General features: G+C 64.5%; 4 protein-coding genes. All 4 read right to left on the bottom strand.

The window, feature by feature from the left end; genetic code table 11:
- Positions 1 to 536: 536 nt before the first annotated feature.
- Positions 537 to 13,028 carry a filamentous hemagglutinin family protein gene (locus J1G35_RS29060; RefSeq protein ID WP_223016704.1) on the bottom strand — a complete coding sequence of 4,164 codons (12,492 nt, stop codon included), beginning with the start codon at positions 13,026 to 13,028 and terminating at the stop codon, positions 537 to 539.
- 186 nt (positions 13,029 to 13,214) lie between these two features.
- Positions 13,215 to 14,411, bottom strand: coding sequence for a substrate-binding domain-containing protein (locus J1G35_RS29055; RefSeq protein ID WP_223016703.1), 1,197 nt, complete (start codon positions 14,409 to 14,411; stop codon positions 13,215 to 13,217).
- A 411-nt stretch (positions 14,412 to 14,822) separates the two neighbouring features.
- Complete coding sequence (gene gspF / locus J1G35_RS29050) at positions 14,823 to 16,034, bottom strand: type II secretion system inner membrane protein GspF (protein WP_131700676.1); 1,212 nt, start codon at positions 16,032 to 16,034, stop codon at positions 14,823 to 14,825.
- Positions 16,034 to 16,161 (bottom strand): hypothetical protein (locus J1G35_RS31115; protein WP_262417199.1); only part of this gene is annotated, 128 nt, incomplete at its 5' end. The genes gspF and J1G35_RS31115, both read right to left, overlap by 1 nt.

The raw sequence follows: 16,161 nt of genomic DNA, 5'->3' as shown, positions 1-16,161 counted from the left end.
GGTCGCCAATTGCGGAGGAAAGGTTGGCGGCGTGAACCTTAATCGGTGTCCAAGATTACTTGACCAGATCAAGCCCCCTCCCACATTTGAATGTTGTTGACAGGTAGAAAACGTCCGGCTGTAGGTCTGATGGGCACCGCTGATCCCCTGTGGGAGATGTCGAGCTTTAGCGAGGCTTCGATGACGGCGGCACAGTTGATAGAGGTGCTGGCTGACCCACCGCTATCGGGAGCAAGCCCCCTCCCACATTTGAGCTCGGTTGGCAGGTGGGAAGTTGCCCGGCTGTAGATCTCGTGGGCACCGCTGATCCCCTGAGGGAGAGGTCGAGCTTCAGCGAGGCTTCGATGGCGGCGGCACAGTTGATAGAGGGGCAGGCTGACCCACCGCTATCGGGGCAAGCCCCCCTCCCACAGTTTTGACCGAATCACACCCCACAACACCGGTCGATTATCAGGTCGCCGCCCCTCTGATCCGCCAAAAAAATGGGGCGATCACTGATCGCCCCGAACGGTACATCGAGAGGTCCTTCTGAAGTTCTACAAACTGATCTGCTTACGCTCCTCATCCGTCAACCGCGCCCGCGCCTGTTCACTCAGCGGCCCCGCGCCCAGCACCTGCACCGGGCTGTTGGGGTTGTAGCTGGAGTTTTTCTGCTGCGGCTCCGGCTCGCGTGGCAACGGCTCGCTGCCCAGGCTCAGCACCTCCACGGTCATGATCGACGGCCGGCCCTGCTTGGACGCCGCCTGCTGGCTGCGCGCCGCGTCTTCTGCGGCCTGGGACGCCGCCGCCCCCGCCGCGCTGGCTGAACTCATGGCACCCGTGTTGACCGTGGCCGACACCGGTACCCCGGACGACTTGCCCTGGGTCTGGATGTTCGCCGCGTTCACCACCCGTAAGGCGGCGATGTTGACGTTGCCCGACACCCGAATGCCCGCCTCCCCCGCATCGATGGTGCCCATCGGTGCGATCAGGTCGATATCCCCCGCCGGCACTTCCGGGATCGGGTTCAGCGTGGCGATCCCAGCACCGGTACTCGGCACCGACGGCGACAGGCTCACGTTGCCCCAGTTGTCATAGACGCGCTTGGGCGGGGTGTACACCACGGTAGTCTTGGAGCCACGACCGGCGTTGATGTCGCCCTCGCTGGTCCAGGCCATGATCGAGCCGCCGAAGGTGGTCATGATGCGGCTCTGGCCAAGCAGGATGCTGCCCAGGGAATACAGTTGGATATCTCCCGAGCCCTGGGTGATCAGACCCGCTGTCGACGGCGGCGCCGCGCCTTCGATGCCGAAGGTCTGGCTGCCGCCTGGGGTGAGCATCTGGATCGAGCCACCGGCATTGGTGTGTACGCCCGAGCCATTGAACAGCGTGATGTCGCCTTGGTAGGTGATCGCGTTACCGGCCACGTCCTTGTCCGGGAACAGCGCCGCAATCGCCGCGCGACCGCGCAGGTAACTGCCCTGGCGCACGCTGCCGTCCTGGTTGTACTCGCGGCCGGCGGCCTTGAGTTCGGCAAAGTACACGTCGCGGGCAAATATCCGTTGCTGCTCGGCGGGCAGCGCCGCGTAGTAGGCGCGGGCCTGCTCGCTGTCGCCGACAAAACCGAAGCGCTCGGCGAGCCAGGTAGCCAGTTCGTTTTGGTACGTCTTGGCGACCTTGGCCCCCTGCAACGACTCGCCCGCTTGTGCCTGGTTGACAGGGTTCAGGTAGCGCTCGACAAAACGCTGGTAATCCGGCCCGTTGGCGCCGACACCGGCCTGCATCACAATGCTCGCGCCGGGGCGGCTATCGCCTGGCAATACCCCGCCCAGGCTGGTGACACTGTACTCGCCCGCAGGTCCCGTCATCAGGATATTGCGGCCTGCCGACACGTCCAACAGGCCAGGCCCGGCCACCTCGAAGTTGCTGTAGAGAATGTCGCGACCGGCCGACACGATGGAGATGTCGTTGGCGTTTTTGTGCAGGAACAGATTATTGCTCGAAGGCGCGTCCGTCCTGTCCACACCAAAACTACGCCCACTGCTGACGATATCCCGCCCGGCCATCATTCGGACCGCGCCATTCCCTTCATACCAGGTCTCACCTTCATGCAACGCTCCAGGGTTACTGCTGAACGTGATTATCCGGCCACTGCTCACCCCGACCAGGTCCCCGTCTATCGCATAAAAACGCGCCGGCTCAGCACTGCCAGCGGATGACGCGGCTGCCGTGCCGGAACCGAACGCCAACAGCGACAGGCTGACCAGGCTACCCGTGGGCGGTAGGTTGCTGACCACTACAGCATTGCCAATACGGGCCTCGTACGCAGGGTTCCAAGGGGTTGCCATCGCGCTCGGCGCCGCCCCGGACTGGCTCACGGCCATGCCACCGGCGTAGATCGAGCCCTGGGCGAGGAACTGCAACTGGCCGGCCGGCCCGGGAGCCAACATCAAGGGGTCTGTGTAGTTGAGGTCAGAGTTCTCCTGCGCCCGGGCCGCTTTACCGTAATACAGACTGCCGCCGGCCGCCGTTGCCCTGACGATTGACGGATAGGCCACGGCCAGGTCAGCCGGCGTGTCGGGCAGGCTGACGGGGGTCAGGTTACCGCCCAAGGAAAACAGATCAATAGCCGTGTCCTTGGTCCACAGGGTAAACCAACTGCTGCCGGTGCCGAGGGTGGTGCCTTGTGCAAAAGGCGAAGAATGGCTAACCGGCACCCGGCCCGGGTCTTCGACGGTTTTCACCACCTGGTCACCCAGGGTCTGCACGTTGAACGTGGCGTCACCCGGCACCAGGGTCAGCCCACCGCGCGCCACGCCTCGGGTCGAGACCAGCGGGTCGAAGGCACGGGTCTCGCCCGGGCTCTGTTCGGTAGAGGTTGCCCCGTACAGCAAATCGACGCTGCCTACACTGGCGCTGCGCAACTGCACATCACCGCGAAGATTGACCAGCATGCCGTCACGATGGTCCGCATTGGCAACGACAACACTGGCGGGGTTCATGCTGCCACCGATGCGCACCCGCAGATCGCCCCCACCGGTCACTTGCAGGCTGCCATCGCTGGCGACCCTGCCCGTGCTGCCCACTGCCAGGACCAGGCCTTGGCTATGGGGGTTTACGGCATCGTTGCCGAAGCCATAACCCAGGGTGTTCAAGACCCCGGCGTCGCCGCCGACATTGACAGCCAGGTCGCCACCGCCCAGGGTGCCGAAGCCGGTGAAACCGAGCATTTTGTCCGCGCCTGCAGCCGCTGCGGTGTAACTGCCGAAATTGATCCACCAGGCGCTCGGTTGAGCCTGGCCACCCGTCGCCACATCGCTGCTGCCCTGGCGCCATAGCCAGTTGCCGATTGCCGCCGAATCGAACCCGAGATCCTTGGGGTTGGGTCGCCCGATGTTGCTCTGGGCGATGCTGGTGATATCACCGGTCAAGTCACCCCCGGTATTAATCGTCAGATTGCCCCCGGCCTCTGGATACCAGGCCCGGTACAAGCTCGTGGACGAGCCGTTGACGAACTGTTCGAACAGGGTGCCAGGATCACCCAGCACGGTGGCCCCCTGCTTCGCCTTGGGCTGATTGTAGGGGTCGCCCTCGAAGGTGCCGGCAGAAGACGTACCGGCGGTGTACACCCCATACAACGAGTCCATGCTCAGGTTGCCCGCGCTCAGCAACTCCAGATCGCCGGTACCGGTGCGGATCACGCTCAAGCGTGTGCTTGCCGGTGCAGCGGCGTATTCCTGCGGGTTTTTCATCTGGCAATACGTGGGGCTCGCGCACAGTTGCTCCACGGTAACTTGACTGAAACTGAACGCCAGCGCCTCGGTGACCTCGTCCCCCGCCTTTACGATGATGCCCTTCCTCGCGAATCGAGCGACTGCCGCCGGAGTGAATATGTAAGCCCCCGTGGTCTTGCAGAATTGCGGGGATGCCCCGCAGAAGTCATCGATTGACCCCTCGTTGAGGCCGTCGAGCACACGCTGGTCGATCGGATCACCGGCCTTGACGGTCACCCCGACGCCCGCCAGATACGTGACCCCGGCAGCCGTCCAGGTTTCCACGCCACGGGGTGGTAATGCCTTGGCGAACATGCCGTAGTGAGTGTCCGCCAGATGCAGGTCGCCGCTGCGCGGGTGCGCTTGCAGGATGCGACTGTCGGCAGCCTCGGTATCGGCGCCCGCGACCAGGCGCAGCGACCACGACTGGGTGCCTTCGGCAAGCATCGGCGAGATCGCCCAAAGCTGCCCGGCCGCACCGGCGCGCAACGCGACCGACTGCACTCCCGCAGGCAACTTGACATCCGTGCCGGCAGGGATCAACGCACCTTTGGGCAAGTCCTTGAGCCCATCGAGCAGCACAATGTTAGTGGTCAGGCCTGCCTGGTCCACGGTTGGCAGCGGTACGCCCTTTGGCCAGGTCATGCCTTGCAGCAGGGTACCCTCGGTCAACAGCGTACCGGCGCCCAGTTGCGTGCCCGCCACCAGGGTCTGCGCCTCGCCGAGCAAGGTACCGGCGGCAAACAACAGAGTGCCGCCGGCATCGCGCACATCGGCGGCGACGACGCTGCCCGCAGGCAATACCAGGTCCTGGCCCAACGTCGCGGCCACTGGCAAACGCGTATTGGCGGCGACGGTCAGGCCCTTGATCGGCAGGTCATAGTTAAGGGTCGCGCCGGCCGGGAAGGCGGTGCCGTCGGCCAGGGTCACGCCGTTGCCAGGCACCACCACCGTGCCGCCACGGTAGTCGATACCCGGCAACAGCACCCAGCCCTTGTCATCGGCAGACGCCGGCGGCGGTGCGAAGCCGTCGTTGATGCTGCCATAGATATTCAGGTCACCCCCGGCGCGCAGGGTCAGGCTGCCGGATTCACCCGAGCCGTAGACGGCATTGTCCTGCTGGCTATGGGGGTTGAGGCTGGCGTAACGGTAGCGGGACAGGTCCACGTCGCCCTGCACGACCAGATCGCCGTCCGCCGTCTTGCTGATGATTTCCACGCCAGGGCGCAGGTGGAAAGCATCGGCGTAGGTGGCGTTGTTCAATCCGGCGAGTTTGTTTTGCAGCAGGTTGCTGTTCTGCAACGCAGCCTTGATAAAGGCGTCGCTCAAGGCGTGCTTGCCATCCAGGTAGCCCTGGGTGATTTCCTGATACGGCTTGCCGCTGGCGGTAGGGTCGGTTTTTTCGGGAGCGTCGTCGTAGGTGATCATGCCGTTGAGCGCAATCGAACGCGCACCTTGGATAGTCAACTGCCCACGGGCGTCGATGGCGATGTCATTGCCGCCCACTCGCGGCGCGTTGAGTTCCAGCGTACCGCGGCTGCGCCCGTCATTGCCGGTCGCAGCAGTACCGTGACGCAGGTCGATACGTGCCCCCTCGGCGAGGGTCAGCTGGCCGTCGCCGGAGCCCAGCACCACCATGGCGCGGTTGGGCGAGTCGATGATCTTGCCGTAGCTGTCCACCCGCAGTTTGCTGCCATGGGCGTCGAGCACCGCCGTGCCGTCGAGGGTCAGGCCGTGCTTGCCGGCCAGGTTGATGCTGCCGACCCGCTCACCGCTGGCGTCCACCAGGCCGTTCACGCGCAGGCTGCCGTTATCCATGGACACGCTGATGGTGCCGGCCTTGAGCCCGTTGCCGATGGTCAAGTCGCCCTGCTTGAGCTGGAAGCTGCGGGCACCGAAGACCGCGCCCTGGTTGAGGCGCTGGTTAAGGTCGGCGAACTGCTGGTCAAGGGAACCGCTGCCGCCCAGGTGCTGGGCCTGGAGTTCCACGGTGGCGGCCTGGTAGGGCATCGAGGTGCCGCCAGCCGCGTAATAACCGCTGCTGCTGCCAAGGATCCTGCCTTGCAGGTCGACGGTCCCGGCCGCCGCATCCGTGGCCACCGCCCGCAATTTACCCGCCTGGTTGTGCTGGGCCGACAAGTCGATGGTCGAGCCCGCCGCCTGGCGGATATTGCCGCTGCGGCTGTCCAGCAACACGTCGCCGCCCCAGCCGTATTGGGTCACATCGTTGAAGGCAATGGCGCGGCCGGCCACGTCGATCAAGGCGTCATCGGTCAAGACCACATCGCCCCGGGCGCTGAGGCTGACCTTGCCACTGGGCAACACCACCGCACCGGCCACGCGAATGCTGTCGCCTTGCAGGGACAGCTCGGCCCCCTGGCCGTTGGCCGTGCCACGGGGGCCTGCCGACGCGCCGATATCAATCGCACCGCCGGCTTTGATCGTGTTCACCGAGCCGGCCTCACCGGTCATCAGCGGTGTACGGATCGTCAGGTTGCCGCCGCTGTACTGGAAGCCGTTGACCGGGTCATACGCGCCCTGGCGCTGGTACACCGACAGGCTGCCCTTGTGGTTGGCGGTGATGCGTTCGCTGGCGTTGAGGTTGACGTTGGCGAACCCCAAGGCCAAGCGGTCGAAACTCTTCACATTGCTCGGCTGACCGAACTCGCCATAGCCGAATTCGATACGCTCGGCGTTGATGTCCAGGCGTCCGCTGCCGGTGCCCGCGCCGCCCGTCACCACCGCGCCAGGGGCGTTGGTGGCGCCCAGCCAGATCAGGTTGGCGGTGTGGATCGTCGCCACATCGTTGGCCGCCCCGGCGCCATACATCGCCGGGGTGGACAGCATCAGGTTGTTCAGCAGTGATTTGCCGGTGACGGGGTCATAGGTGTCCAGGGACGTGGTGCCGTAGAAATTGAAACTGTCACGGGCCGAGAGCTGCAGGGTTTCCAGGGCCGGCGCGCCGAATTGCGTGTCACCGCGCAGCAGGCGGTCGAGCAGCGCCTGGGTCAGGGTCAGGCCGGCCGGCACGCGGTTTCCGGCAGCGGCGAGGGCTTCGGCGCTGCCCAGGTTGATGGTGCTGACACCCAGGTTGAGGTGACGCGTGCCATAGCGCACCTGGTCGCCCAGTTGGAAGGTACTGTTGGTCAGCGCCACGATGCTGCCATCGGAGTACAGGCCGGTCTGGCCGCTGCACGTGCCGCCGTCGCAGGCGCCGATGTTAATCCCGCCGCTGACCCCGTCTGGCGACGGCGCACTGACCACATTGAGCAGCCCGTTGGACACCGCCAGCATGTTGGCAACCCGATAGATAAACCCGTCACGCGCGTCGTAACTGGCCTTGCCGCGCCCCAGGGTGTTGATTGAGGCGCCCTGCTCCACCACGATCGCGCCGGTGTCGCTCACCAGAAAGACTTCAGGGGCCGCCAATGTTGCCCCTTCGCGCAACGTCACCGTGCTGTTGGCACCATTCAAACCGGATGCAAGGTTGATAAAGTTACCGGACTGGCCGTACTCCACCACCGTCATGCCGCCCACCACCAGCCGCGATGCACCCAAGGCATTGAGGGTGTCGGCCTTGAGCGTGATGCCGGCGAAGTCTGCAGTGGCGGACTTGCCCGCGCCGACCACTTCGATCCCCTGCCAGGTTGGGTCCAGCACTGCCGCCGTACCGCCGTAGCCGCCTGGCGCGGCATCGAAACGGCCGATGCCCTCGAACGAGAAGGCATCCGCACCCGCACCGGGGCGCAGCGACAGTTTCAAGGTTTTGGCGTCGGCTTCCAGCATCGGCCGGGGCACGCCGATCCGGGCTGCATCGGCCCTGGCGAACTGGGCGTAGCTGGTTTCGTTGTATTGGGAATAACGGCGCAGGGTATCGGCCGAGGTCAGGATCAATTGGCTGGCGACGCTGTTGCTGATCCCCGTGTGGGCAATCGATAGCTGCCCCGAGGTAGCCCACGAGCCATTGCGCATCAGCGTGGTCGCACCATCGCCGCCAAGCCCGGCCAGCCCATTGATTTCGACGCGAAAGGCCCCCGGCATCAGGGCGTAGGTCGACGGCATCAGGGTGTAGGTACCCGCCGGTAACCCCGGCACACCGGCGCCGATGGTGATCTGCTGGCCGATCAATGGCGCCACGGCACCGCCCTCCGCCGCCACCGGCGCCGCGCCTGGCTGTACCCCGGGCACAATCGCATAGATCGGGTTGGTGGACAGGCCCGGCAGCACAAACCCGCCGTTGGCGCCGAACTGCACCAGCGGGTTGTAGCGCGCATCGGTGGAACCGCCGCGCCCGGAAATGAAGCCGGCGCCCAGCAGTTCGCCACCGCCGGAGAGGTCCAGCGTGGCATCCGGCTGCACGGCGACGGTGGTACCGCCCAGAATGACGCCGACGCTCAAGTCGCTGTTCAGGTTGGCCACCCCGCCCTGGCCGATAAACGTGACCTTTTGACCGTTGTAGCGGTACTCCTGGCCATCCAGCGTGCCGCCATAGGGCAGCACCAGCCCCTTGCCACTGACCGAGGTGATACTGCCCGGCAACAGTTGCACCAGGTTACTGCCCATGCTGCCGATATCGATCAGCCCCAGCGGCGCCCGCACCACACCGCCCTGGCGAACCGTGGCTGCGCCCAGTTGCAGGCGGCCGAACGCCGAATAGGGAATGGCGGCGTCGGCCGTGCCGGTACGGCCAATGGTCAACGTACGCAACGGGTCGAACAGGATATCGTTGATACCTGCCTCACCCAGGTAGCCCGCGATCACCCGCGCGCCGACCTGTGTGCCGGGGTACAACTGCGCCGCGCGCAAGGTCATGTCGCCCTGGGTCAGCAATTGGGTGCTGATACCCAGGGCGACCCCGTTCTCATTGGCCCCTGCCAGAAACCGCAGGTCACCCTCGCTGGTCAGGTTGACCTGGTCAAAGCCACGCCGTTCCATATCCAGCAGGCTGCCATCCGCCTGACGCAGGCTACCCTTGACGCCAAACAACACACTGTCGCGCACATCGATCAGGTTAGCGCGGGCGTTGAACTGAGCGGCGGTTTCACGCTGGGACGGGACAGGCAGCACAATCGCCGGACGCACATACCCGTCCCGGCCTGGCGTGTTGACGCCAGCCAGCAATAGATACGGTGCGGCCAGGTTGACCTGGGTGTTGTCAGCGGCATTTTCACTGAGACCAAAGGCCGTACCGAACAGCCGCAGACTTTGGCCCAGCGTCAGCGACACATCGCCATCGGCACTGATGAGCCCGTTGCTCATCAAGGCCAGGTTGTCAAAACCGCCCGCGCTGACTTGGTCCACTCCCAGACGCCCATGGCCGTACTCCAGGCTGCCGGCAGCCTCCTGCGGCGTACCCGCCAGGTCGTGGCGCTGGTGCGTCTGGCTGATCAGCAATTCACGGCCTTTGAGCACCGGATCAACCACGGTATTAAGCGTGTAGAGCGGACTGTCCAATGCGACCGCGAGACTGCCGCCCGCAGCGCCGGCGCCACCCGCCCTGGCGACAAAGCTGCCGTCCAGGTACAGGCCGTTATTGGACGCCAGGCTGATACTGCCGCCATTGCTGGCCTGGCGCACCATGCCCTGCCCTGGAATATTCAGCAGGGCCTGGGTGCCGGAGGCGTCCAGGCGCGCACCTTCACGCACCACCACAAACAAGTCACTGGCCGTGGCCACCCCGGTCTGCAGATCGAGCGTGCCGCCAATATTGATGGTGCCGCCGTCGCGTACCAGGCCATACGCGCGGCCAAGGTTGTCAACCGCCGTGGCAGCACGCGCTGCGACATCGATCAGCGCATGTTCTCCAACCCAGATGGAGCGACCATGGCCAGCCGCATTCACATCTTCGGCAGACCCAGCCTTGATGCCCCCCAGGGTCACACTGCCACCCCAGGCGTTCAGCGTGCCGTCCATGTTCAATTGGCCAACGCTGCGCAGGCTGATGGCCTGGCCTGGGTCGACATTGATGACCGCGCCCTGGCCCACCGTCAGGGCAGTGGTTGCCAGTTGTTCGGCGGTGGAGTCGACGTAGCCCGCGTTCAGGCTCAAGCCGGCGCCACGGCGCTGGGTCAACAGGCTCTTGGTCGGATCTTCCTGATAGAGCATGGGCGTCCAGCGCTCCAACGCACTGGCCGGGTCGCTGCCGGTGGCGATCGACGACGCCTGCGCGCCCAACCGATACACCGGGACCGTGACATCGACTTGCGTACCGTCGGTGACGATCAACCCCTCGTTGCCGGTGATGTCGTAGGCCGAAAAACCTTTATTGAAGAAGTCAGCGGCCAGTTTCAGGGTGTCGGCATCCGCCGCAAGGGGGCTGTCGCCGATCTGCACCTTGCGCGCCTGCAACGCCAGGGTGCCGCCACCGTTGACGCCATAACCGCGCACCTCGCCGTCCAGTCCCAGGGCGCCGAGTGCGCCCAGGGTCACGTTGCCGCCCTTGCCGCCTGCGAGCCGGCCATCCACGCCGAGGGTGCCGCCGGAAGAGGCGTCCACCACGCTGCCGGCCATCAGGTTCACATTACCCGTGCTGCGCAGCGACACATTGCCGCCGTTCACATAGGCCACGCCGGTGTTGTTGGCCGCGTCCAGCAGCAGGTTATTCCAGCGCCCGCTGGCATCCAGCTTGACCCCGGCGGCGACCGTCACACTGCCGCCGCCTGGCAGGATCGTGTCCTCGACAGCGCCGTCCTTGGTCGGATCGACCTGGCTGAGGATGTTACCGGCCTGGAGGCTGCCACCGTGGGCCGTCAGGTTGGCGTTGATGGTGACGCCTGGCCCGAGCAGGGTGATAGCGCCACCGTCCGCCACGTTGAGTGCGCCGTTGACGCTGACCTGCTGGTTGGCGGCGACCTTGATTGCGCCCAACTGGAAACCGTTGAGCTGGTCGCTGTCGAGCACGATCTGGCCTTGGCGATCGGCTGGCAGCACCGTCGTGAGGTCCAGGCCATCGGCGATTTTCTGCGTATTGCTGTCGATCAGCACCTGCTCGGTGCTGCCGGTCAGCGCATAGCGCAGGGTGCCGGTGGTTTTGTTGTAGATCGGCGTGTAGCCGCCAATGATCAACTGCGCGCGCTGGGCCATGGCCTTCTGCGACTGCTGGTAACCGTCAAGGTTGATGTTCGGTGCCTGGGTCTGGCGATCGCCCTGGAACACATCGCTGACCACCTGACCTTCCAGCACCGCGCTGGTGGTGCCGACCACCAGCTTGCCGGCATCGCGACCCACGGTATAACCGTTCTCGTAACGGCGCTGCTTGGCGATCATCGGGTTGTAGTAGAAATCGGTCTGGCCCCAGCGCTTGCTGGTGTCTTCATAGCCTTTGTAGAACCCGGAGTAGAGAATGTCGCCGGGCGCGTTGGACAGTTCATACAGGCGCCCGTCCGGGCCCTTGAGCCAGGTCTGCTGGATATAACCGGCCTGCACATCCACAGTGCCGCCCGACAGGTTGATCTGCGCGCCCTTTTGGGTCACCACATCCTTGCCGGTAAAGGTCACGGTGCCGCCCTGGGCCATCCACTCGCCCACCGAGTGGCCCTGGGTGCCGAGGTAACCACCGACCTCCAGCAAGCCGCCGGCGGTGTACCAGCGGTCCGTGGCATAGCCGTTGGTACCGGCCGGCACAAACACCAGCTCGCGCAGGTCGACCCACACATCGTTGTTGATCAATTGCCCATCGTCGCGGTTGACCGGCGCATCCCGCTGTTCGTTGCCCTGCACGTTGATCTTGATGTTGTTGGCTTCCATCGACACCTTGACGCCGACTGCGCCGGACACGTCGATCATCGCCCCGTCGCGCACCAGGCTGCGCCCGCCCGCACTGACCGCGACCTGGCCACCGGTGGCCAGGGTGATCGAGCCTTTCTGAAAGTCCACGGTGCCGCCACTGACGATCTCGATACGCGACTGGTCGGTACGGTCGGCCACGGCGCTCAAGTGGTTAAATTGCTCGGTGATCAGGTTGGCGGGCTTGCCATCGAACGAGGTCAGGCCATTGTTTTTCTGGGAATTGAGGGCGCTGCTGCCGCTGGCGTCCAGCAGGATCGCGGTGGTGCTGCCCTCGCCCAGGGTGACGCTGCCAGTGGTGTCACTGGCCGCGTTGAGCAAGTGGATGGTGCCGCGTGTGTCCACCGAGGTGCTGGTCAGGGCCACACCGTTTTGCTGGACCTGGTGGCCGGTCAGGGTGATGTCGCCGGTGGAGGCCATGATCAGGCCACTGTTGGTGACCTTGCCCGCAGTGCTGTCGGCGTTGAGGGCCGTCGCGACTTCATTGCCACGGGTGGTGGAGCGTTCGTTGCCGGCGGTGCCGACGCCTTTGCGGATATAGAAGCTGTCGCCGGCCGCCAGGGTCGTCTGGCCTTTGGCAGTGATGACAGTACCGGCGTTTTCAACCTCGGTGCCGAGCAGCAAGGCATAGCCGCCGGCATCGGTGGAAGTGGCGGCGTTGTGGGTCTGGATCAGCGCGCCGCGTTGCACCTCGACCTTGCCAGCCGCGTCGGTGAAGGTCGGTTGCGTACCGGTGGTATCGACGTAGAGGCCACGCTGGGTGAACTGCTCATCGGTAATGTTCGCCGCCGCTGCCACCAGGTTGCGCACATTGACCTGGCTGGTGCCGCTGAACACCACGCCGTTACGGTTCATGATCATCACCGTGCCGGCGCCGTTGATCTGGCCCTGGATCTCGCTGGGCCGAGCATCGGGGTCGTTGACGCGGTTGAGCACGGCCCAGTTGGATTGCTGTTGGAAGTCCACCGTGGTGTTGCGCCCGACGTTGAAGGTCTCCCAGTTGAGGATCGCCTTGTCGGCGGTCTGCTCGATGCTCACCGTGGTCTTGCCGCCTGCCTGGGTCTGGGTCGGCGCCTTGGCGTTGGTCCAGCCCTGGGTCAGGCTGTTGTCCACCTGCAAGCCGCCCTTGCCCAAGCCATCGGGAATCGTCGACACCTGGCCGAACGCAGCCTGGCGCCCCGCCGCTTGCGCGGCCTGTTGCGCGGCAATCGCCGCGACACTGGTGTTCAGCGTGCTGATGGAACGCGCCAGCTGCTGGTTGACCCGTGCCTGCTGGTTCAGCGTCGGAACCCCCGGCACCTGCCCGGCACTGATCCGCGCGGCCGTTGCCGCCTGGGTCGCGCCCTTGTCGGCAAACCAACTGGAACTGAACGCCGTAGCCGCATGGGCATTGCCCGCCACCATCAACAGGGCGATGGCCTGGGCCAGCGGCTTGAGGCGCAGGATCGTGTCTTGGGCTTTCAGGTTAACCGGTGATTTGCAGCGGACCATCGGGGATCTTCCTTCTTTGTTATCACGCAGGGAGCAAGACACGCTCACGTATGAGGGTTAGGCGGTTGGCGAGGGGCGCGACTGAACTTCTGTCATGCAAAGTTCACATACGACTGCTAATGCAAAAAAATCAGCAACGGCACAGGCCGTTGCTGATCAGGTGTTGCGGGTCGTTGAACGCTTGGGTTACAGCGGACGACCGATGCCGTTGCAGACGCTGGTGTTGCCGATGCCTTGCGCGCTGGAAACGGTAGCGAAGGTGTCGGTGATCGCTTGTTTCCAGTTGCTTGGCAGTGGTACGAAGCGGTTGGCGCTGATGGCAGCGTCGTTGTTATTGAACTCACCGAAGTGTTGCAGGAAGAAATCCTGTACTTGGGTGGTCTGCGCTGCGTTGGCGTAGCACTGGCTGAAGATCAGGTTAGTGAAGCCCAGGATCGGGTAGCCGGTGGATGGGTAAGCGAAAGTCGCTGGGCCGCTCGCCGTGGCAGCGAATACCGGCACCCAGTTGTCCTGGTTGGTGGCGTCGATGAACGAGCCGTCAGCACGGGCTTCAGTCGGTGCAGGGATCTGACCGATAGCGGCCGACACGTTGGCAGGCGCAGGCGAAACACCGGCAACCTTGGCGACTTTGGTGGCGTCATCCAGACCGGCCAAAGTAGTCGCGGCGTAATCCGGGCTCATGTAGGTGATACGACCTTGGGCAGCGTTCAGTGCAGTCATCACACCTTGGCTGGTGGTAGCAGGTACAGCGCCGGCAGGCAGGGTACCGGCGCTGACGCCGGCCACGAAACCGTAGCTGTCTTTGAAGGTAGTGGTCACGGCGAATGTCTTGGCTTCAGTGCACTTGGCATTGAGGAAGCGCGTGAACAACTCGGTGGTGCCGCTCGACTCGTCACGGTAAACCACGGTGATCGGGCCAGTACGGCCAGCACCGGTGATCTGGCTCCAGTTGGTCAAACGACCGGAGAACACGCCACACAGTTGAGGAATTGTCAGGTTAACCGCGGCGGTGCCGGTCTTGTTGAACGGAATGGCAACCGACGTAGCCACCGAAGGTACCTGGATCAATTTGCCCCAGGTAGGTTGCTTGTTGGTTTTGTAAGCCAGCAGCTCGGCTGCCGACAGTTTGGAGTCGCTGCCCGCCCAGTGCACGTTCTTGGTGCCAGTGCCGAACTGGCTGTAGTCGTTGTTCAGGAAAGCCAACTTACCTTTGCCGCTGCCCACACCAATGTAAGGGGCGAAACCAGCAGTCAGGACGCCGGCAGTCTGGTACAGCGGCTGCGGCAGAGTAGCGCCGCCGCCGTTTACGTCAGCGAATGCAGCCTGTGCCGAGCACAGTGCAGCGAGGGTCATGGATACCGCGAGAACGTTGCGCTTAAACATGAAGAATCTCCTTTCGTCGTGTTTGTACGTTGGGGTAGATGGCTCTTGCATGACGCCATGGCTTCGGTCCCAAGCCATGTTGCGGGGGTGGCCGGGGGTGAAAACCATGGAGAGAAAGTCGCAGTTTCCGATGACGGTTATAGGAAAAAACCTCGGGAGGAAGGGCTTGATTTTAAAAAGATTCTCGGGTGTTTTGGTCATGGTTTTGAGCGGTTTGGCGGCAGGTGACAGCGAGGTTTCAGCGAGGGTTTCGTCAACGCGGCGCGGGCTGTGGCGCGGGGCCTGGATGTGACGGAATGAGGAACCCGAGGTTGGGGTCTGGCGATACCGGCCCGCCCCAACATCAACTGAACAGACAGGGTCCAATGTGGGAGGGAGCAAGCCCCCTCCCACATTGGTTTTTTGGTGTGTTCAGGTCACCAGTTGGTTGATCTCGATGATCGGCAACAGCACCGCCATCACGATCACCAGCACCACCGCGCCCATTACCACAATCATCAGCGGCTCCAGCAACGCCGTCATGCCCATGGCCCGCCGTTCAATATCCCGCGACAAGGTCTGCGCCGCCCGCTCCAGCATCGGTGGCAGCGAGCCGGTTTTTTCGCCGCTGGCGATCAGGTGGATCAGCACCGGCGGGAAGACTTTTTCCACCGCCAGTGCCGGGGCCAGGTTGACGCCTTCGCGCACTTTGGCCGTGGCATCGTTGACGCACTGGCTCAGGCGCTCGTTGGACAGGGTTTGCCGCGCCGCTTCCAGCGCCCGCAGCAGCGGCACGCCGGCACCGCCGAGGATCGCCAGGGTCGACGCAAAGCGGGCGGTATTCAGGCCCAGCACAAAGCGCCCGATCAGCGGCAAGCGCAGCACGCGGCTGTGCCAGTTCAGGCGCGCCACGGGGTTGCGCAGGTACAGGCGCCAGCCCCAAAAGCCACCGACGATGGCGCCGAAACACAGCCAGCCCCAGGCGCGGATAAAGTCGCTGGCGTTGAGCATCGCCAGGGTCAGCCCCGGCAGGTCCTGGCGCGCCTGGGAAAACGCGCTGACCACCTGCGGCACCACGTAGCTGAGCAGGAAAATCACGATACCGATGGACACCAGCCCCACCACACCGGGGTAGATAAACGCGGTGAGGATCTTGCCGCGCAGGTTGTTGCGTTCCTCGATGTAGTCGGCCAGGCGTTCCATCACCTGGGCCAGGTCACCGGACTCCTCCCCCGCCGCGATCAGTGCGCGGTAGATCGACGGAAAATCCCGTGGCCGTGCCGCTAACGCATCCGCCAAACGCATGCCGCCGCGTACATCGGCGCGCACGGCAGCCAGGGTCTGGGCGATGTGTTTTTTCTCTGCCTGTTCCACCGTGGCACTCAGCGCCGCCTCCAAGGGCAGGCTGGCGCCGAGCAGGCTCGCCAGTTGCCGCGTGGCCCAGGCCAGGTCGTTGTCCGACAGTTTGGCGCTGAACAGGCTGCTGCCAGCGGCGCTTTGCTGACCGCCCTCGACCTGCACCAGCAGCGCGGTCAAACCACGGCTGCGCAGCACCGCAAACGCCCCGCTCTGGCTGTCGGCCTCCAGGTGCCCGGCCTCGACTTTGCCGCTGGCATCGGCGGCTTCATAGCGATAGCGATTCATCAGGCGTCCCGTGTCACGCGCAGGATCTCTTCGGGTGCGGTGGCGCCGCTGCGTACCCAGCGCTCGCCGTCTTCACGCATGCTGAACATCCCCGCACGGCGCGCCGCCACGCGCAGATCCTGCTCGC

This window comes from Pseudomonas sp. SH10-3B, from assembly GCF_019891415.1.
GTDB lineage: Bacteria > Pseudomonadota > Gammaproteobacteria > Pseudomonadales > Pseudomonadaceae > Aquipseudomonas.
This window is presented reverse-complemented; position numbering and strand designations above follow the sequence as displayed.

Coding starts and splice junctions, on each gene's coding strand:
- J1G35_RS29060 (WP_223016704.1), bottom strand. CDS start 13,028: ATGGTCCGCTGCAAATCACCGGTTAACCTGAAAGCCCAAGACACGATC.
- J1G35_RS29055 (WP_223016703.1), bottom strand. CDS start 14,411: ATGTTTAAGCGCAACGTTCTCGCGGTATCCATGACCCTCGCTGCACTG.
- gspF (WP_131700676.1), bottom strand. CDS start 16,034: ATGAATCGCTATCGCTATGAAGCCGCCGATGCCAGCGGCAAAGTCGAG.